The following is a 17,075-nucleotide window of genomic DNA, read 5'->3' as shown; positions in this document are numbered from 1 at the left end:
TTGAGATGGGCAATTAGTCATGGGTTTGAGTCAGGCTCTCTCTACCGCGATGTCCGGCTTGCGCGCGACGCAAGCGGCGATCTCCCTGGTGGGATCGAACGTCGCCAACGCGGAAACGCCGGGTTACGTCAGGAAGTCGATCATCCAGTCCGCTGGCGTGACCGGCGACTACGGTTCGAGCGTTCTGCTCCACGGCGTCGACCGTCAGCTCGACCAATATCTGCAGACGCAACTGCGCACGGAAACCTCCGGCGCAGCCTATGCCGATATCCGTTCGACCTTTCTCCAAAATCTGCAGAACGTCTACGGAAATCCGGCTGAAACCGGCACCATCGAAGATGCGTTCAACAAGCTGTTGACCGCATTTCAGGGCCTGTCCACCAGCCCGGACTCGCAGTCGGCGCGGATCGGGGCCGTCAGCGCCGCGCAGACCATGGCGCAGACGCTCAATGCGACGACGCAGGGGATTCAGGCCCTTCGCGCCAACGCCGAGATGGGAATCAACGATTCGATCGTGACCGCGAATAACGCGATGGCCCAGATCGCGTTCATCAACAATCAGCTCCAGAACAACGGCAAGACGGACGCTGCAACGGCATCGCTGCTGGATCAGCGCGATCAATACATCACCCAGTTGTCGAGCCTGATGGACATCAGAACGGTCGTCAACGACCTCAACCAGGTGACGGTGTTCACGAATTCCGGCGTGCAACTGGTCGGCACCGAGGCGGCGCAGCTCTCGTTCAATCCCCAGGGCACGGTGACGCCCAACACGCTGTACAATCCCGACCCGACCAAGAACAACGTCGGCACCATCACCATCAACTTTCCGCACGGCGGCAGCTACGATCTGGTGTCGACCAACTCGATTCGTTCGGGCAAGATCGCTGCCTATCTCGAACTGCGCGACAACACGCTGGTGAAGGCGCAAGCGCAGATCGACCAGTTCGCGGCGTCGATGGCGAGCGCACTGTCGGACAAGACGACGGCCGGTACCGCTGCTCCGGCGTCCGTGCTGCCGCAGGCCGGCTACGATCTCGATCTCACGGGCCTGCAATCCGGCAACGTCATCCACGTCAGCTACAAGGACAACACCACCGGTGTTACGCACAATCTGTCGATCGTGCGCGTCGACGATCCGAGCGTGCTGCCGCTGAGCAATACTACGACCCTCGATCCCAACGATGAGGTGCTCGGCATCAATTTCGCCGGCGGCATGGCGTCGGTGGTCTCCCAGCTCAACGCCGCACTCGGGTCGAGTGATCTGCAGTTCTCAAACCCGTCGGGATCGACCCTGCGCGTGCTCGATGATGGCGCGCCAAACCGTTCCGACGTGCTGGCGGCGTCGGTCACAACGACCATGTCGTCGCTCACCAGCGGCAACCCACAGCTTCCATTGTTCACCGATAATGGCGGCCTGTTTTCCGGTGCGATCACCGCCAACGGTTCGCAGCAGACCGGCCTCGCCGGCCGCATCAGCGTCAATCTCGGGCTGCTCGGCGATCCCTCGCGCACCATCGTATTTTCCACCAGCCCGTTGACGGCTGCGGGTGATACCACGCGATCCGACTTCATTCTCACGCAACTGCAGTCGGGGAATTATCGCTATTCGCCGCAGACCGGCATCGGCACGACCGGCGCGCCGTTCACCGGGACGCTGACAAATTTCGCTAAGCAGTTCATCAGCCAGCAGGGCGAAGCCGCAACCGCCGCGAAGCAACTCGCGGACGGTCAGTCTGTAGTGCTGAACACCCTGCAGAAGAAGGTAACGGATGCCTCAGGCGTCAATATCGACGACGAGATGGCGCATCTGCTCGCACTGCAGAACGCTTACTCCGCCAACGCGCGCGTAATGTCGTCCATCAAGCAGATGTACGACACGCTGATCCAGGCCATGTGAGGGTATCATGTCGATCGATGGCGTTAACGGCAGGACGTCCTATATCGGGACCTCGATCCTCAATATCCGCAAGCAACTCGATGATCTGACGCAGCAGCTCGCCAGCGGTCGGGTCTCGACGACCTATGCAGGGCAGGGCGCCAATCGCGGCTTTGCCCTTAGTTTGCGCGCGCAGGTCAGCAGCATCGACGCGTTCAAGGACACCGCAACCAACGTCAACACGAGACTCAACGTCGTCAACCTTGCGCTGCAGGGATTGGCCGATATCGGCACGTCGGTAAAGAAAGCGGCCAGCACGTCGACCATCGTGCTCAACGACAACGGTCAAACCTCCGGTCAGATTACGGCGCAGGCGGCGTTCTCGAATGCGGTGTCGCTGCTCAACAGCCAGACCGGTGACCGCTATCTGTTTTCCGGCCGCACCACCGACACATCAGCGACGGTGCCCGCCGACGTCATGCTCGACGGTGTGGGCACGCAGGCCGGTCTGAAGCAACTGATCAACGAGCGCCGTCAGGCCGATCAGGGCGTCGGCAATATGGCGCATCTGACGGTCTCGTCGCCGCCATTGACGACCACCATGACCAGCCTCGCCGAGGATGGTTCATCGTTCGGGTTGAAGCTTGGTTCAATCAGCTCATCGCTGACGGGAGCGACCGTGACCCAGCCGACCGGGGCGCCGCCGGCCGCCACCGTCGATCTCGGCGCCGTCAATCCGAACGATGGCGACAAGATCACGTTCAACTTCAACCTGCCCGACGGCACCACGGAGTCGATCGCGCTGACTGCGACGACCACCAATCCGCCGCCTGCCGGCTCGTTTCTGATCGGCGTCGATACGGTCGCAACCACCGCGAACCTGCAGGCGGCGCTGACTTCTTCGATCCAGACGCTGGGCGACACGGCGTTGGTTGCCGCGTCCGCCATCGCGGCGTCCGACAATTTCTTCAATCCGTCCGCAACCGTCACCGGGAGCCCGGTCAACAACCAGGCCACGGTGCCGGCGCCGATTACCGGTGCCACGCTGCTGTCCGGCCTGGCAGGGACCGACTCACTGGCTGCGAGCTTTGCGGCGGGCGACACCATCACGGTCAACGGTACGCCGATTACCTTCGTCGCTGCCGGCGCGACCGGCAACCAGCTCAATATTACCGACAGCGTGCAGACCTTGCTGGCCAAAATCGATTCGATCACCGGCACCGGCACGCCGTCGACCGTCACCGGCGGCGTGATCGCGCTGCATGGTGGCGACGGCGCGAGCCTGACTGTTTCCAGTTCGAACGCGGCTGCCTTCGCGGCGCTGGGCTTCAGCGCCACAGCGAGCGCAGATCCGGCGCCGCTGCGTGTGAACGGTCCGCCGTTTGCCACCGCTACCAATCTGATCGGCGGCACGACCGCCAACACGGTCTCGTGGTACACCGGCGAAGTCGGCACCGATCCGCCGCGCGGCACGGCGATCGCGCGCATCGACCAGTCCATCACGGTGCAATACGGTGCGCGCGCCAACGAGCAGGCGCTGCGCTACGAGTTGCAGAATATCGCGGTGTATGCCGCGGTCACGACCAATCCCGCGAATCCGAACTCGAAGGCGCAGGTGAACGCGCTGCAACAACGAATTTCGGCAAACCTGGCGCCGCAGACCGGCCAACAGTCGATTCAGGACATGCAAGCGGAGTTCGCCGGCGCGCAGAACGCCATCAAGGCTTCGACCGACCGCCAGACCCAACTCAAGGGAATGGCGCAGACCATGCTCGACCAGATAGAGGGCATCAACCAGGACGAGGTGGCGACCAAGATCCTGGCGCTGCAGACCAGTCTGCAGGCTTCGTATCAAACGACGTCCATGCTTTACCAGACCACGCTGACCAAGTTCCTGCCGATCTGAAGAAAGCTTGTTCGCTTCAAAGCAAAAGGCCTCCTTGCGGAGGCCTTTTTTGTTTGAGCGATGCGATGCCTACGCGGATTTGCGATCGGGCTCATTGAGCGATTGCATTTTCCGGGCGCTTTCCAGGATCTGCTCTTCATGGCCGATCAATTTTTTTGCTTCCTTCAGCGCGTGGTAAAGATCGCCGTTCAGAGTGTAGTTGTTGATGCCCTCGATGAAGGGCCATGCGCTCGGCATTGTCGTGAGGATGTCGCGCACGAGGCTGAAATAGGTCGGATGGTGGGCCATCGGATCCGGCGACAGGTACATGAGCTGCACTGCGAGGTAGACCAGCTTGGCCGGCGTGTCGGCGATCTCGGGTGTGAGAATATCTTTCTCGCGCAGGATCGGAATCCTGTCGCCATCGATCAACAGCCTGGCGCGCTGATCGGTATTGGTGATCACGCATGCGCCGATGATGATTCGCTCGTGCGGTTTGAGCTCGACTTTCAAGGCCATACCTATTCTCCGTTTGGCGCTTCGCGCATTGTCGGTACCCGCCGGCAGATTCGGCATCCTTCCTGATGATGGTTAACCAATGGTGAACGTGCGAATAGTGCCCATTTGGCGGGGCTTTCTTGCGCCTGACCAGTAGGAAATACGGAGCAGATTCCAGCCCGGCGAATTAATTTCACCGGCGTCAGCTTCAACGCGGCCGGTGTCGGTCTCGCCAACCTCCTCGACAACACGGCGACTAACAACGTCGTCCCGGCCAGCGCTTCGACGTTGCTGCGGACGCAGGCGTCAGTCTTGGGTTCGACCCTGTCGATGGTGCAGATCCGTCACGAAGCTTTTCCGCTCGAGAAGAAAAATCCTGGCATGAAGAAAAGCACCGAAGGTGAGAATTTGGGCTTCGATGTTAATTCCATCAGAACCTGACGGCCGGCATGCTGACGAAAATGTGGATTTCTGCCGGGCTACCGACACAATCGGTAACACTTGCTAACCATATTTAAAGGCGCAACCTGTATGAAAGTTGGGCAGTTTTTCTGCAGTCCCGCGGTCAACCGCTCCCATCGAGGTCAGTGAATGTCTAATGCAGCCCAAGCCTACGCGCGTACATCGCAAACGACGACGTCCCCCCGTGAAATTGAAGCGCAGGCGCTGCTGAAGGCTGCACGGCAACTCCAGGAAGTCCAGTCCAACTGGAATGGACCTGATAAAGCCATGCACAACGCGTTGCTGTTCAACCGCCGGCTCTGGTCGATCTTCATGAGCGCCGTGGAAGCGAACGAGAACCCTCAACCGATCGAAGTACGTCAGAACATCGCGAACATCGGCGTCTTCGTGATGAAGCAGACCGTCGACATGCAAATGAACCCGGATCCGGCCAAGTTGAAGTCGCTGATCGACATCAATTGCAATCTCGCCGCCGGCCTCTCCGGCCGCAGCTAACGACCGAGTGTGCCAAGATGGCTGACCTCTGGAGCATCATATCGGCCAACTACAAGACGGTGGGATTGACCGTTCCATCCAAGACTCCGTACGTGGCGGTCGATCCCAAGCTCTACGAAGGCACCTGGACCGGGAAATATGCCGATAACAAGACGTTCAAGTTCACGATCTCGAACGTCACCGGCTTTCGCGCCAAGGTGCAGTACCAGAGCGGCGGCACAAACAAGTTCCAGGAAGTTCTGATCAAGGATCTTTCGTTCCGGATCGGTGACACCAAGTTCACGCTATCCGCTCTTGGGAAAGCGGAGATCAAGAACGTCGTCACCGACCCGTCGAGCGGCCAGACCTATCTCGACCAGGCCTACGCATCGCGCTCCAGCTAAGTTTGGCTCAGGCCTTGCGATCCGTTGCGAGGAGCCGCGTCGGCGCGTCCTTGGTCAGGTCGAGCGTGTGGAAATAGGCCCGCCGGCGCAGCACGGCTTCCTCGGGAAACTGCTTCACGACCTGACTCGTCTTGACGTCGACTACCTGATAGACCACGGCGCGCGCATCGCGGTCGATCACGACCTGGTTCGATACCGCAGGATTCGAAATGGAGACGCGGACCGCGGCGGAATCGGTGCTGGCGCGCGCGCTCGAGTCGACTGCCGAGACGCTTTGGCTCGCCGGCAGTTCGGTTGCGACCGCATGTTGTGCCGCCTCGCTGACGTGCTGAACGATCGGCGCAGCAACCGGTGCCCCCACCGGCTTGATGTTGAAATCTGTACTCATGGCAGCCTCCAGGCTTGCTGCGAGTCAAATCCAACCCCTCATCAATCGCAATATAGCCGGGCACCTCTCAACACGGTGTTAGGGAATACGCTGAATCCCGCTCTGATGCGGGGGCGCAAATTTAGTGAAAATTGTAGCGGACGGAAGATCGCGATCGCCTACAGCGAGCGGCTGACCGAGAGCGGGGTGATGTTGCGCGGGCCCGGCGCGGCGCGTTGTCCCGAAGCCGTATAGGTATTCGGAATGTTCTTGCGCTGGATCTCGGCGTTGACGCCGCGCACGATGCCCTCCGACACCGCGTGCGCGGTCGCGAGCACGGTGAGATTGATCTGCAGCATCGCGCGAAAGGTGTCGTGATGGCGGCGCAACGTCGCCAGCAGTTCCGGCGATACCTGCGCCAGATATTTTTGCCCGTTCTTCAGATTCTCGACCGCGACCATGTAGCGACGCGACAACTCGCCCTTTTGCTCTTCCAGCCGTATCGCTTCGCGCACGTTGCCGGCACGAACCAGTTCGGTTTCGCGCTCGATGATGCCGAGCAGCCCGCTCATCACGTCCATCAGTTCTTCCGCGAGCTTGCGCGCCTCGGCTGGCGTGGAGATCGCTCTTGCTGGGGCGGGGGCCGGTGCGGGCCTGGCTTGAGGACGCTGATTCATGTCGGGGGTTCCTTTGGATCAGCCGACGCGGTTGGCTTGCTGGAGGATCAAGGTGCGGAAGACATCGTTGGAGATGCCGATGCCGCCGGACTTGGCGAAGGATTTCGAATACTCGTCCGTCAGCATCGAGCGCCAGACGCCGGTGCCGGTCGTGTCACCGAACGGTCCTTCGCCTTTGACGCCGGTGGTCATCTGCGAAAACATCGAGTTGAGGAACATCGCCTCGAACTCTTCGGCCTTGGCGCGTGTCTTTTTCCGCGCTTCCGGCGAAATCTTGGTCAGGGCGTCGGCCAGCAGCGGGTCCTTGCGGCCGTTGATCAGCGAGGTCTTGTCGTAGGAATTGGCGATGCCGTTCATCACATCACCTCGATGTCGGCCTGGATCGCGCCGGCGGCCTTGATCGCCTGCAGGATGCCGATCAGGTCGCGTGGACCGATGCCGAGACCATTTAGGCCGTCGACGAGTTGCTGCAGCGAGACGCCGTCCTTCACGACCGCGAATTTCTTGCCGTCCTCGGAGACGCTGACACCGGTGCGCGGCGTGACGACAGTTCGGCCGCGCGACAGCGGATTGGGCTGGCTGACTTGCGGGCTTTCCGAAATCGTCACGGTGAGGTTGCCCTGGGCGACGGCCACGGTGGCGACGCGGACGTCGCGGCCCATCACGATGATGCCGGAGCGTTCGTCGATCACGATCTTGGCGGCGAGGTCCGGGTCGACCTGCAGCTGCTCGATCTCGGTCAGGAAGGCAACGACGTTGCCCTTGAACTCGGCGGGGATCGAAAGCTGCACCGTGGAGGGGTCGATCGGCTCGGCGGTCTTGACGCCGAGGAAGTCGTTGACGGCGGCGGCAATGCGCTTGGCGGTGGTGAAGTCAGCGTTGCGCAGCGCGAGGCGAACATTGGGCAGGCGATTGAGTGCGAATTCGATCTCGCGCTCGATGATGGCGCCGTTGGCGATGCGGCCGACGGTGGGTACGCCGCGCACGATCTTGGCGGCTTCGCCTTCGGCCTGGAAACCGGAGATCGCCAGCGAGCCCTGGGCGACCGCATAGACGTTGCCGTCGGCGCCGAGCAGGGGGGTGACGAGCAGGGTGCCGCCCTGCAGATTCTTGGCGTCGCCGAGCGCGGAGACCGTGACGTCCATCCGCGTGCCCTGGGTGCCGAAGGCCGGCAGGTTGCCGGTGACCATGACGGCGGCGACGTTGCCGGTGCGGATGGTGGCGCCGCGGATGTTGACGCCCATGCGTTCCAGCATCGCCTGCAGCGATTGCTTGGTGAAGGGAATGTTGTTCAGCGTGTCGCCGGTGCCGTTGAGGCCGACGACGAGGCCGTAGCCGATCAACTGGTTCTGTCGCACGCCTTCGATATTGGCGAGATCCTTGATCCGCGACGTCGCGCCCGCGGACGAGGGCGTTACCGCGAGCGCCAACAGCGCGGCGCAGGCCACCCAGATCAGTCTTGCCGAACGGATGCCGGGCATCCTGTGCTCCCCCTCGAGGTCTTCCACCGGACCGCAGGCGCCACTCCCATGACGACGGTCCGGCATTAACTATGCGAGCGCCGTGCCACACTGCATTTCCGATGCAATGCACTGATATTGCTGGATGTTCGTCGGGGGCGCGATGTCGCGGCGGCTTCACCACGATGGGCGAAACTGCCGCATGTCGGCAGATTTTGCCGGGCCGTTTACGCGTCATTAACCATAAGAAGGCGAAGGTCGCTCCATTCTCAGGGCGCGAGATCACCACGATGCGAATCTACGGACCGAACGGCACCACGCTTGGATCGCCCGCAAGTCATACGCGGCGAACCAGTTCGACCGGCTTCTCGCTGCCGGAGACGCCGACCGCGCCCGAGGAGCCGCGCGCGGCTGTAGCGCCCAAAGCCGCCGGTAACATCGACGCGCTGCTCGCCCTGCAGGGCGTCGAGGATCCGACGGAGCGCCGCAAGCGTTCGGTGGCACGGGGCAGGGGTGCGCTCGACGTGCTCGACGAACTCAAGATCGGCCTGCTCTCCGGCAATCTCGATGCTTCTACGGTGAACCGGCTGCGCGATGCCGCTGCCAATCTGAAGTCGTCCTCCGGCGATCCCGGCCTCGATGCGGTGCTGGCCGAGATCGAACTGCGCGTTGAAGTCGAACTGGCAAAGGCCGGGCGGTTCTAGCGCCGAATGTTATTGCCCGGCGGGCAACCCAGTATTCCAGAGACGTTCGTGCTCGACCGAAAGGCCGCGGCGTACTGGATGCTCCGCTTGAAGCGGGGCATGACGGTGGTGGATTGATTCACGCCGCCATATCCTTGCGCGCCGCGTCGTAACGGCGCTGCGCGTTCAGCACCTCCTTCAGGTTCTTCTCCGCCCAGTCCCGCAACGGATCGACCGCGTCGGCGAGCGTCGCGCCGAGCGGTGTGATCGAATACTCCACCGTGACCGGCACGGTCGCGATCGCTCGGCGTTTGATCAATCCGTCGCGTTCGAGCGATTTGAGAACCTGGCTCAGCATCTTCTGCGAGATGCCTTCAATGGTGCGGCGTAACGCATTGAAACGCATCGGCTCGTGCCTGATGAGAAGCAGGATGAGTACGGCCCATTTGTCACCGACGCGATCGAGAATCTGCCGCGTCGGGCATTGAGCCGAATAGGCGTTCGGGGTTTTGGCGCTGGCTTTCACGGCAGTTACTCCGGCGTAATCAGGTGACCCAAAAGTGCTCTCTTAACACTTACATTCATTTCGCTATCTAGTCACCATTGGATACCATATCCGTCAATTTGCAGGAGACCTCCATGAAAATCGCCGTCATCGGCGCGTCCGGCAATGCCGGTTCGCGCATCGCCGCCGAACTCGCCCGCCGCGGCCACAGCGTGACCGCCATCGCCCGCCATCCCGAAAAGATCGCCGCTCAGGCCAATGTCACGCCCACCGCGGGCGATGCCATGGACCAGGCGGAACTGGCCCGGCTGCTCGCCGGTCATGATGCCGCAATCAGCTCGATCCACTTTCTCGCCAGCGACCCGGCCAAGCTGATTGGCGCCGCCAAGGATTCGCAGGTCGGTCGCTACCTCGTGGTCGGGGGCGCCGGCAGCCTTGAAGTGGCTCCGGGCGTTCGGCTGGTCACCACCCCGGGTTTTCCCGTGGCATACAAGGCGGAAGCCGAGAAGGGCGCCGCCTTCCTCGATCTGCTCCGGGCCGAGAAGGAACTCAACTGGACCTTCCTATCGCCCTCGGCCCTGTTCACCGCCGGCGAGCGAACTGGCAAGTTCCGCCTCGGGACCGACCAGCTTTTGACCGCTGCCGACGGCAAAAGCTCGATTTCCTTCGAGGATTTCGCAGTTGCACTCGCCGACGAGATCGAGCGTCCCGTCCACATCCGCCAGCGCTTCACGGTCGGCTACTAGCGCCAGGCGGTCCCGATAACTTTGCCTGTGCAAGGCCTTGGGGGAGGTACCCCCAAGGAGACGGCCTATATTGTCTGTCACAACCCGCCGCTATATAAGGCCCGCGCGGACGGACAATTTTCCGCCCCGCCTTGCACGTGAAGATGGGCTGGCCTTGGAAAAGTTGAAGAATTATCGACCCTCCGAAAAAGAGCCTTTCATGAACGACCGCCAGCGCGAGTATTTTCGCGCCAAGCTGCTGGCGTGGAAGGACGAGATCCTGAGGGAATCGAAGATCACCCTGCAGACGCTTCAGGAAGAGAACGTCAATCATCCGGATCTCGCTGATCGCGCCTCTTCCGAAACCGATCGCGCCATCGAACTGCGCGCCCGCGACCGCCAGCGCAAACTGATCTCCAAGATCGACGCGGCGCTGCAACGCATCGAGGACAACACCTACGGCTATTGCGAGGAGACCGGCGAACCGATCTCGCTCAAGCGGCTGGAGGCTCGCCCCATTGCAACGCTGTCGGTGGAAGCGCAGGAACGTCACGAGAAGCGCGAGAAAGTTTATCGGGACGAATAGGGCAGGGCCTGGCGGCTGACCGCGAAGGGCGGTCAGCGCAGCAGGCTGCAACCATGAAAGCCGCCGCTGATGGACAAGATTCTCGCGGCCGCACAGAACATCGCTACCGCCCGCCGCAATCGCGCGCCGCTGGCCGCGCTGCCGCCTGAGCTAGCGCCTGCCGATGAAGCCGAAGGCTATCAGATCCAACGCGCCGTCCACGATCTGCTGCTGCCGCAGACCGGCGCGCTGGTCGGCTACAAGATCGGCTGCACCAGCCCAGTGATGCAGGAATATCTCGACATTCCCCATCCTTGCGGCGGTGGCGTGTTCGCCAAGGGCGTGCAGGACTCCGGCGCCAAGCTGCGCTTCGGCGACTACGTCCGCGTCGGCGTCGAATGCGAGATCGCGGTGCGGCTGGCACGTAATCTCGCGCCGTCAGAAGCCCCGTTCACCGCGGAGTGGGTGATGGAAGCAATCGAGGCGTATCACCTCGCAATCGAGATCGTCGACGACCGGTACGTCAAATGGGAGACGATGGGCGCGCCGACGCTGGTCGCGGACGATTTCTTCGCCGCCGGCTGCGTGCTCGGCAAGGCGGTGGCGCGCACCAAGGCGCCGGACCTGCTCACGGCCAAGGGCCGTGCCGTCGTCAACGGCAAGGAGGTGGGCCGCGGCACCGGCGCCGACGTGCTCGGCCATCCCCACAACGCGCTGGCCTGGCTTGCCAATCATCTCGCCGAAGAGGGCACGGGGCTGCATGCCGGGCAGATCGTTCTCACCGGCAGCCTTGTCAAAACCGTGTGGCTCGACCAGGGCGATGCCGTGAAGATGGAGTTGGAGGGGTTGGGGACGGTAACCGCGACATTTGCGTAGATCTCGCAGGTGGGCAAAGGCGCGCTTGCGCCGTGCCCACCATTTTTGTGTCGGTGGGCACGCGGAGCCTGTGATCGGGCGCGTTCGCGCGACCCGTTGGCTTTGCCCATCCTACGGTTCGAGTGAGAGTGATGGCTGAGAGCGTTCCGTCGGTTCTCGAATCCGAAGCGAGAGGCGAAATCGCAGACATTTATGCCGACATCCGCAAGGTGCTCGGCACCAGCGTGGTCAACCTGATCTGGCGCAACCTCGCGACCATGCCGGGCGCGCTGGAATGGACGTGGGCGACGGTGCGACCGCTCTATCTCGGCGACGCGCCATTGCATGCCGAAGCCGTCAGGCGAACGCTCGCGCTGCCGGATTGGCCTGGCTTCTCCATCGACACCTTGCTTGCCGCCGGCGTGGACGAGACCGAACGCGCGCTGATTCGTGACGTACTCGAAAGCTATCAATATACCAATGCGCTCGCGCTCGTCGTGCTCTCGGCGGTGCTGGCGCACTACGAGCCGCGCCCGGCCGATGCCGTGACGGCCGCCAATAAGGCGCCAACGGCGGCCGGCACAAAAATTCCGGAGCTGCCGCCGATGGAGGCGCTGGACCCCGAGGTGGCGGCGCTGGTCGCCGAATTGAATTCCTTCGGAGAGGACACCGAACCGCAACTGATTGCGAGTATGTACCGGCACCTGGCGTACTGGCCGTCCTATCTGGCGCTGGTTCGAACGATGCTGGCGCCACTGCAGCGGGAAGGGCGGCTGAACGCGCTGACGCTTTCGACTCGCGCGCTCGGGTACGCGCATGGTGCGACTCTCGCAAAGCAACTGAAGCCCCCGGCGCCGCCGGACACGCTGAAGGGCGCGCTCGCTTCCTGCCGCCTGTTCGTCGAACATCCGATCGCACGGATGACAGGGCTTTGCGCCCTGATCCGGCGCGCGACGCCGGAGTGAGGCATCAGCCGTCGGAGCACTTCAACTCGGACTTATCCCAGAATGATTTGATTGCATGGAAGGGGACGGTGACCCGTTCCCGAGCCCCCCTTAGTCGCAGCAGGACATCGAAGCGGTCATCCTTTACGTTCAACTGCTCGAAGTCACTCTGCAGGATGATGGTCATATCGTCGGGATATTTCGTCTTGAGGCCGATCGATAGTTTCACGCCGTCGGCACCGGTGCGAAACGTGAGATTGACCGGCCGCTGCTCCGAGGCGAGACGGAGTGTCTCGGCAATCTTGGAACGCGCCGTCGGCTTGCTGCACGGCTCGGCGAATGCAGGCGAGGCCGGGATGAGGATCACGAGGAAGAGAAGCGTGGCCCCACAAGCAATGGTCACACCCCGCACTTGCGGGGTAGCCAGTACGCCGCGACCTGTCGTTTCCATCACTGCGGTCTCTGGAATACTCGATCGCCTGCTTCTCGGGCGAATGATGACTGGGTGTGTGCTCGCGTCCCCGCGGCTTGCCGGATCATGCTAACGGGTTCCCTCAAAAAAGAAAGAGGGAGCGGAAGCGCCAGATGCCCGCCGTCCGTGTGTATTGGTAATAAGTATACGTTAATCATCGCAGGTGTGCCGATCACCGGCGGTGCCCTGCGCAATGAGTTTAGCGGCTTATATCGTGCTTTCCCCGGTCATGAATCCATCTCGAATCCATCTTGAAATCCATCTTGCCATCGTCGCCGGCGAATTAATGGTTAATTAAAAACGTTGCCGGGCTCGAAGCGCCTTCGCCGTTCGTCCGCGCGATTGCTCGTTCAGTTGATGCCGCCCTGCGACAAACTTGCGCACCCGAGGTGCTGCTACCGGCGGAGCCGCCATGAACGTCGCAACGGGCACCACGACCACCAACTCCAGGCCTTCATCCAAGAACGCCGGCACGCAGGGCGCGGGGGCTGCAGTCGCCGTGGACAAGAAGGGCGATGCTACTTTCTCCCGCAGGAACCATGAAGAAGTAACGTTCGGGCGGGGAACGATTCTTGGTCGGGAAAATTATGCAATCGTGTTTTTCAACAAGCGGCAATCCTTCAGGCTCTGGCGCAATCTTCCCCCCGAGAGGCGCCGGGGCCTGCTTTTTTGGCGGACCACAGTGGCCGATTCCACGCCAGGCGCTGTTTGATCGAACTGTTTGGCAAGCCGCATCGCTGTCACAGGCTGATGACGTACGCGCTCATCGCCAGCAAGACGGCGACGCTGACAGCGATAATGATCAAGAAGAATTTTCCCATTGCTCCGCCTTTCGCAGATCACAACGCAAGGCAGCAGGAATAGTTCTCTGCTGACAGGCGAACGCGGGCCCTGCGTTCGCGCCTGCCAGGCAAAGAAAAGCCCGCCACTGAGGCGGACCCCAACGAGCAACCACGATCAGATCGCGACGCCGTAGTAGTCGTTGACGGCGCGGGTCCGGGTCGGATCGCTCCAGTTCCAGGCGTTGTCGTTGCCGTAATGCGGTGCGCTCTTGAGCTGCGCTTCCGTCACGCCGGTGACGTAGCCACCGAGCGAGGTATCGTATTTCAACGATTGCCAGGGTAGCGGATAGTGGTCATCGCCGATGCCGAGAAAGCCGCCGAAGGAGAGCACGGCGTAGGACACCCTGCCGCTCTTCTTGTCGATCATGACGCGCTCGATCGAGCCGATCTTGTTGCGGTCGGCGCCATAGACTGCGGTTCCCTCGACCTTGTCGCTGCCGATCAGGTTGCCGGTTTCGTTTGCGTCCAGTGCCATGGGATTCTCCTCCCGCTAGATGGATGAACGAAAAACGAGGGCCGGGGGGAGACGTTCCGGAGTGTGGCAGCTACCCATCGACGCATCGATGTTGATGTGGCGCGTCCAGCCGCATGTCGGTTTGCCCACGAAACCTCCGCCTGGTTGTTCCCGGGAATGCAACATGCGGGTTTAACGGCTCTCTGGCGGGCGCAGCAACATTCGCCGAGGTCAGCGCTGCGCTTGTGCGGGTGGCGAAAAACCTGAATAATTTCCATCGCTCCGACGGACGGATCGGAGGATTGCGGTTGCATGCCTGCAGCCGCTTGTTGGAGCTATCCACATGTCGATGCTCACCGCGCACGGCGCGTGCTTACTGTGGAAGCCGGAACTGGTCTGGCTGAATGTCATTTCCGACGCGATGCTCGCTGGAGCCTTCTTTGCTACGGCGTTCGTCCTCGCGTTCTTCGTGTGGCGGCGCCACCGTGAGCTGATGTTCCGGGGCGTATTCTTCGCATTCGCAATCTTCGTCGCGGTCTGCGGAGTGACCCGCCTGCTGTCGATCTACACAATGTGGGTGCCGGCTTATGAAATCGAGGCCCTGACCAAGGCTTTCCTGGCGCTGATCTCGGTCGCGATCGCCGCAGCACTACTGCTGCTGCTGCCGCGGATCCTGGTGCTGCCCACGCGCATCCAGCTTGCGGGTGCCTATGCGGCACTTGAGGAGGAAGTCAGGCAACGCCGCGAAGCTGAGGCCATGGTCAGGCGTTTTGAAGAGAAAGAGGCCACCGAATCCAAGGTCCGGCAAGCGCAGAAGATGGAAGCCATCGGCCAGCTCACCGGTGGCGTCGCGCACGACTTCAACAACATTCTGACGGTGATCACCGGGACCATCGAAATCCTCAGCGATGCGGTCAAGGATCGTCCACATCTCGCTCAGATCACCAATCTGATTAGCGGAGCCGCAGCAAGGGGAGCTGAGCTGACGAAGCATTTGTTGGCCTTCTCCCGTCGACAGCCGCTGCAGCCGCGCAATACCGATGTCAACGCGTTGGTGATCGAAGCAGCGAGTCTGCTACGACCGACCCTCGGCGAACACATCGAAATTGAATCGATGCTGGCGCACGATTCCGCGCCGGCCCTGATCGATCCCAGTCAGCTCTCGACTGCGATCCTGAACCTCGCCCTAAATGCGCGTGACGCCATGTCTAACGGCGGCAAGCTGACGTTAGAAACCAAGAATGTGGTGCTCGATGAGAACTACGCTCGCCTGAACAGCGAGGTTAGACCGGGCAACTACGTCATGATTGCAGTGAGTGACACGGGGGACGGAATCCCGAGCGGCCTGCTCGAAAAGGTGTTTGAACCGTTCTTTACCACCAAGGAGGCCGGGAAGGGATCGGGGCTCGGCCTCAGCATGGTCTATGGCTTCGTTAAACAGTCGAATGGACACATCAAGATCTACAGCGAAGAGGGCCACGGCACGACCGTGAAGCTATACCTGCCGCAGGCCACGGGTGGTGGCCCGGAGGCACCCGCCGGCGAGACTGGCGGGTATGCGGGCGAACACGGCGATGAGGCTATCTTGATTGTCGAGGACGACCCGCTGGTTCGCGAATACGTCGTGGCGCAGATCACCCGTTTCGGGTTCCACGCGCTCGCCGCCGGCAATGCTGCCGAGGCGCTGGCAATCATCGATGGACCCGAACGCATTGACCTGCTGTTCACTGACGTAATGCTCCCCGGAGGAATGAATGGCCGACAGCTCGCGACCGAGGGGGTCAAAAGGCGCCCAGGGCTCAAAGTGCTTTATACCTCTGGCTATGCGGAGAATGCCCTCGTACATCACGGTCGTCTCGATGCTGGCGTGCTGCTGCTGCCGAAGCCTTACCTCAGCGCCGATCTCGCGCGGATGCTTCTAACCGCGCTGGCATCGTGAGTTCTAGATGAGCGTTTCCTTGACTTCGACGTACGCGCAATGTCAAGCGAGCGCTTCGGACCGGCGCTCCGCTGATCCACACCCAAGCCCGACGATAAAACAATCAGGTCTGGTCTTAAATCGCTCGCCGTTGCCGGCCGGCGAAGAGGCCGTAGACGAAGAGCACAATGATGGCGCCGACTATCGCACCGATCAGGCCCGCGCCTTCTCCGGGGCTGTACCACCCGAGCGACTGACCAAGATAAGTCGCCACGAAGGCGCCGACGATACCCAGTATGGTGGTGAGAATGAAGCCTGAGGGCTCATTGTCTCCAGGCATAATGAGCTTGGCAATTACGCCAGCAATGAAACCAATGATGATCGTCCAAATGATGCCCATTTCGGTGCTCCATTCCTGATTGCCCAAACGTACGTCGATCCACTCATGCTGCCGGCAAACGGCCGTCCGGCGTGTATTTGTCGACGGCTGCCGGAAGCTCGCGAGACAATCTCGCCAGGATCTCTTCCTGCGAAAGTCCGGTCTGCTGTTCGAGTTGTGCCAGAACGTCGGACCCGATCGCTTGCTTCAATTCCGGAGGTGAGACATCCTTGTTCGGGCCTTGGTTGATCCAGGATTCGGCCTTCTCGCCCTGGCCGTTTTGCTTGAAACTTTCGAGCAACTCGCCGATCCCGCCGTTGAGCAGGCCGCCAACCCCGGCGCCGCCCAACATTCCGCTCAAATTGCCGAGCAAGCCGCCCGGCGGCTGCTGTCCCCCGCCTGTGTTCGGCTGGCCCCCAACGCCCTTGAGAAGTTCGGCCAGTTTGTCGCGGTTCTGATATCCCGCAATGGCGAGCAGCCCGAGCAGAGCAGTCATCGATGGCATTCCGCGGCCCATGATTAGCCTCCGTGCAGATGGTTGCTGTCAGGAACGCCGGCGGGTAGGTTCGGTTCCAACACGGGAAGACGACGAGGGGCAGGCGGCTTGCGCTGGAGCAAGCTCTAAGA

At 61.7% G+C, this 17,075-nt stretch carries 22 protein-coding genes; 12 read left to right on the top strand and 10 right to left on the bottom strand.

What is annotated here, in order from left to right:
• The first annotated feature begins 19 nt into the window (after nt 1–19).
• Together flgK and LMTR3_RS33890 are read left to right on the top strand one after the other, a co-directional pair.
• Entirely contained in the window at nt 20–1,900 is a 1,881-nt protein-coding gene (gene flgK / locus LMTR3_RS33895; RefSeq protein WP_065749279.1) for a flagellar hook-associated protein FlgK, read from the top strand.
• A gap of 7 nt (nt 1,901–1,907) precedes the next feature.
• Entirely contained in the window at nt 1,908–3,785 is a 1,878-nt protein-coding gene (locus tag LMTR3_RS33890; RefSeq protein ID WP_065749278.1) for a flagellar protein, read from the top strand.
• A gap of 69 nt (nt 3,786–3,854) precedes the next feature.
• Here the strand turns inward: LMTR3_RS33890 and flbT are convergent, their stop codons facing one another.
• Nucleotides 3,855–4,283, bottom strand: coding sequence for a flagellar biosynthesis repressor FlbT (gene flbT, locus LMTR3_RS33885; protein ID WP_065749277.1), 429 nt, complete (start codon nt 4,281–4,283; stop codon nt 3,855–3,857).
• 291 nt (nt 4,284–4,574) lie between these two features.
• Between flbT and LMTR3_RS39945 the strand changes: the two genes are divergently transcribed.
• The 3 genes from LMTR3_RS39945 (at nt 4,575) to LMTR3_RS33875 (ending at nt 5,602) form a co-directional block, all read left to right on the top strand.
• Complete coding sequence (locus LMTR3_RS39945; RefSeq protein ID WP_283809342.1) at nt 4,575–4,703, top strand: hypothetical protein; 129 nt, start codon at nt 4,575–4,577, stop codon at nt 4,701–4,703.
• Between the two features lie 150 nt (nt 4,704–4,853).
• Entirely contained in the window at nt 4,854–5,219 is a 366-nt protein-coding gene (gene flaF / locus LMTR3_RS33880; RefSeq protein ID WP_057843972.1) for a flagellar biosynthesis regulator FlaF, read from the top strand.
• A gap of 17 nt (nt 5,220–5,236) precedes the next feature.
• Nucleotides 5,237–5,602: a hypothetical protein gene (locus tag LMTR3_RS33875; RefSeq protein WP_065749276.1), complete on the top strand. Its 366-nt coding sequence runs from the start codon at nt 5,237–5,239 to the stop codon at nt 5,600–5,602.
• A gap of 7 nt (nt 5,603–5,609) precedes the next feature.
• Here LMTR3_RS33875 and LMTR3_RS33870 read toward each other — a convergent pair whose 3' ends face one another.
• The 4 genes from LMTR3_RS33870 to LMTR3_RS33855 form a co-directional block, all read right to left on the bottom strand.
• Nucleotides 5,610–5,990, bottom strand: a complete 381-nt coding sequence (locus LMTR3_RS33870; protein ID WP_065749275.1) for a hypothetical protein — start codon at nt 5,988–5,990, stop codon at nt 5,610–5,612.
• A gap of 158 nt (nt 5,991–6,148) precedes the next feature.
• Complete coding sequence (locus tag LMTR3_RS33865) at nt 6,149–6,646, bottom strand: hypothetical protein (RefSeq protein WP_065749274.1); 498 nt, start codon at nt 6,644–6,646, stop codon at nt 6,149–6,151.
• Between the two features lie 18 nt (nt 6,647–6,664).
• Nucleotides 6,665–7,003: a flagellar assembly peptidoglycan hydrolase FlgJ gene (flgJ, locus tag LMTR3_RS33860; protein WP_065749273.1), complete on the bottom strand. Its 339-nt coding sequence runs from the start codon at nt 7,001–7,003 to the stop codon at nt 6,665–6,667.
• On the bottom strand, nt 7,003–8,127 hold the full coding sequence (locus tag LMTR3_RS33855; RefSeq protein WP_065749272.1) for a flagellar basal body P-ring protein FlgI: 1,125 nt from the start codon (nt 8,125–8,127) through the stop codon (nt 7,003–7,005). Before LMTR3_RS33855 ends, flgJ begins: the two co-directional genes overlap by 1 nt.
• A 269-nt stretch (nt 8,128–8,396) precedes the next feature.
• Here LMTR3_RS33855 and LMTR3_RS33850 point away from each other — a divergent pair, with 269 nt between their 5' ends.
• The gene (locus LMTR3_RS33850) at nt 8,397–8,810 is read left to right on the top strand and encodes a flagellar assembly protein FliX (RefSeq protein ID WP_065749353.1); all 414 of its coding nucleotides are present in this window, start codon (nt 8,397–8,399) and stop codon (nt 8,808–8,810) included.
• A 118-nt stretch (nt 8,811–8,928) separates the two neighbouring features.
• On the opposite strand, the gene LMTR3_RS33845 is transcribed toward LMTR3_RS33850, so the two are convergent.
• Nucleotides 8,929–9,315, bottom strand: a complete 387-nt coding sequence (locus LMTR3_RS33845) for a winged helix-turn-helix transcriptional regulator (protein WP_057843965.1) — start codon at nt 9,313–9,315, stop codon at nt 8,929–8,931.
• Nucleotides 9,316–9,428: 113 nt separating this feature from the next.
• Between LMTR3_RS33845 and LMTR3_RS33840 the strand changes: the two genes are divergently transcribed.
• The 4 genes from LMTR3_RS33840 (at nt 9,429) to LMTR3_RS33825 (ending at nt 12,404) form a co-directional block, all read left to right on the top strand.
• Complete coding sequence (locus LMTR3_RS33840) at nt 9,429–10,040, top strand: NAD(P)-dependent oxidoreductase (protein ID WP_065749352.1); 612 nt, start codon at nt 9,429–9,431, stop codon at nt 10,038–10,040.
• Nucleotides 10,041–10,239: 199 nt separating this feature from the next.
• Nucleotides 10,240–10,605 (top strand): RNA polymerase-binding protein DksA, encoded by a 366-nt coding sequence (gene dksA / locus LMTR3_RS33835; RefSeq protein ID WP_141686941.1) that lies wholly within the window; start codon nt 10,240–10,242, stop codon nt 10,603–10,605.
• A 69-nt stretch (nt 10,606–10,674) separates the two neighbouring features.
• Nucleotides 10,675–11,460 (top strand): 2-keto-4-pentenoate hydratase, encoded by a 786-nt coding sequence (locus tag LMTR3_RS33830; RefSeq protein WP_065749271.1) that lies wholly within the window; start codon nt 10,675–10,677, stop codon nt 11,458–11,460.
• A gap of 131 nt (nt 11,461–11,591) precedes the next feature.
• Entirely contained in the window at nt 11,592–12,404 is an 813-nt protein-coding gene (locus LMTR3_RS33825) for a hypothetical protein (RefSeq protein ID WP_065749270.1), read from the top strand.
• Between the two features lie 4 nt (nt 12,405–12,408).
• On the opposite strand, the gene LMTR3_RS33820 is transcribed toward LMTR3_RS33825, so the two are convergent.
• The gene (locus tag LMTR3_RS33820; RefSeq protein WP_065749269.1) at nt 12,409–12,834 is read right to left on the bottom strand and encodes a ClpXP protease specificity-enhancing factor SspB; all 426 of its coding nucleotides are present in this window, start codon (nt 12,832–12,834) and stop codon (nt 12,409–12,411) included.
• A gap of 433 nt (nt 12,835–13,267) precedes the next feature.
• Between LMTR3_RS33820 and LMTR3_RS33815 the strand changes: the two genes are divergently transcribed.
• Nucleotides 13,268–13,567, top strand: coding sequence for a hypothetical protein (locus LMTR3_RS33815; protein ID WP_065749268.1), 300 nt, complete (start codon nt 13,268–13,270; stop codon nt 13,565–13,567).
• Between the two features lie 245 nt (nt 13,568–13,812).
• Here LMTR3_RS33815 and LMTR3_RS33810 read toward each other — a convergent pair whose 3' ends face one another.
• Complete coding sequence (locus tag LMTR3_RS33810; RefSeq protein WP_065749267.1) at nt 13,813–14,172, bottom strand: PRC-barrel domain-containing protein; 360 nt, start codon at nt 14,170–14,172, stop codon at nt 13,813–13,815.
• A gap of 322 nt (nt 14,173–14,494) precedes the next feature.
• On the opposite strand from LMTR3_RS33810, the gene LMTR3_RS33805 reads away from it, so the two are divergent.
• The gene (locus LMTR3_RS33805) at nt 14,495–16,090 is read left to right on the top strand and encodes an ATP-binding protein (RefSeq protein ID WP_065749266.1); all 1,596 of its coding nucleotides are present in this window, start codon (nt 14,495–14,497) and stop codon (nt 16,088–16,090) included.
• A 115-nt stretch (nt 16,091–16,205) separates the two neighbouring features.
• Here the strand turns inward: LMTR3_RS33805 and LMTR3_RS33800 are convergent, their stop codons facing one another.
• Complete coding sequence (locus LMTR3_RS33800; protein ID WP_065749265.1) at nt 16,206–16,469, bottom strand: GlsB/YeaQ/YmgE family stress response membrane protein; 264 nt, start codon at nt 16,467–16,469, stop codon at nt 16,206–16,208.
• A gap of 43 nt (nt 16,470–16,512) precedes the next feature.
• Entirely contained in the window at nt 16,513–16,965 is a 453-nt protein-coding gene (locus tag LMTR3_RS33795) for a YidB family protein (RefSeq protein WP_065749264.1), read from the bottom strand.
• Nucleotides 16,966–17,075 lie beyond the last annotated feature (110 nt).

This window comes from Bradyrhizobium sp. LMTR 3, from assembly GCF_001693485.1.
GTDB lineage: Bacteria > Pseudomonadota > Alphaproteobacteria > Rhizobiales > Xanthobacteraceae > Bradyrhizobium.
The sequence above is the reverse complement of the archived record's forward strand: the minus strand, read 5'-3'. Positions and strand labels throughout refer to the sequence as shown.

Bases quoted from the DNA above. Each gene is read 5' to 3' on its own strand.
- flgK (WP_065749279.1), top strand. From the start codon at position 20: ATGGGTTTGAGTCAGGCTCTCTCTACCGCGATGTCCGGCTTGCGCGCG.
- LMTR3_RS33890 (WP_065749278.1), top strand. From the start codon at position 1,908: ATGTCGATCGATGGCGTTAACGGCAGGACGTCCTATATCGGGACCTCG.
- flbT (WP_065749277.1), bottom strand. From the start codon at position 4,283: ATGGCCTTGAAAGTCGAGCTCAAACCGCACGAGCGAATCATCATCGGC.
- flaF (WP_057843972.1), top strand. From the start codon at position 4,854: ATGTCTAATGCAGCCCAAGCCTACGCGCGTACATCGCAAACGACGACG.
- LMTR3_RS33875 (WP_065749276.1), top strand. From the start codon at position 5,237: ATGGCTGACCTCTGGAGCATCATATCGGCCAACTACAAGACGGTGGGA.
- LMTR3_RS33870 (WP_065749275.1), bottom strand. From the start codon at position 5,990: ATGAGTACAGATTTCAACATCAAGCCGGTGGGGGCACCGGTTGCTGCG.
- LMTR3_RS33865 (WP_065749274.1), bottom strand. From the start codon at position 6,646: ATGAATCAGCGTCCTCAAGCCAGGCCCGCACCGGCCCCCGCCCCAGCA.
- flgJ (WP_065749273.1), bottom strand. From the start codon at position 7,003: ATGAACGGCATCGCCAATTCCTACGACAAGACCTCGCTGATCAACGGC.
- LMTR3_RS33855 (WP_065749272.1), bottom strand. From the start codon at position 8,127: ATGCCCGGCATCCGTTCGGCAAGACTGATCTGGGTGGCCTGCGCCGCG.
- LMTR3_RS33850 (WP_065749353.1), top strand. From the start codon at position 8,397: ATGCGAATCTACGGACCGAACGGCACCACGCTTGGATCGCCCGCAAGT.
- LMTR3_RS33840 (WP_065749352.1), top strand. From the start codon at position 9,429: ATGAAAATCGCCGTCATCGGCGCGTCCGGCAATGCCGGTTCGCGCATC.
- dksA (WP_141686941.1), top strand. From the start codon at position 10,240: ATGAACGACCGCCAGCGCGAGTATTTTCGCGCCAAGCTGCTGGCGTGG.
- LMTR3_RS33830 (WP_065749271.1), top strand. From the start codon at position 10,675: ATGGACAAGATTCTCGCGGCCGCACAGAACATCGCTACCGCCCGCCGC.
- LMTR3_RS33825 (WP_065749270.1), top strand. From the start codon at position 11,592: ATGGCTGAGAGCGTTCCGTCGGTTCTCGAATCCGAAGCGAGAGGCGAA.
- LMTR3_RS33820 (WP_065749269.1), bottom strand. From the start codon at position 12,834: ATGGAAACGACAGGTCGCGGCGTACTGGCTACCCCGCAAGTGCGGGGT.
- LMTR3_RS33815 (WP_065749268.1), top strand. From the start codon at position 13,268: ATGAACGTCGCAACGGGCACCACGACCACCAACTCCAGGCCTTCATCC.
- LMTR3_RS33810 (WP_065749267.1), bottom strand. From the start codon at position 14,172: ATGGCACTGGACGCAAACGAAACCGGCAACCTGATCGGCAGCGACAAG.
- LMTR3_RS33805 (WP_065749266.1), top strand. From the start codon at position 14,495: ATGTCGATGCTCACCGCGCACGGCGCGTGCTTACTGTGGAAGCCGGAA.
- LMTR3_RS33800 (WP_065749265.1), bottom strand. From the start codon at position 16,469: ATGGGCATCATTTGGACGATCATCATTGGTTTCATTGCTGGCGTAATT.
- LMTR3_RS33795 (WP_065749264.1), bottom strand. From the start codon at position 16,965: ATGGGCCGCGGAATGCCATCGATGACTGCTCTGCTCGGGCTGCTCGCC.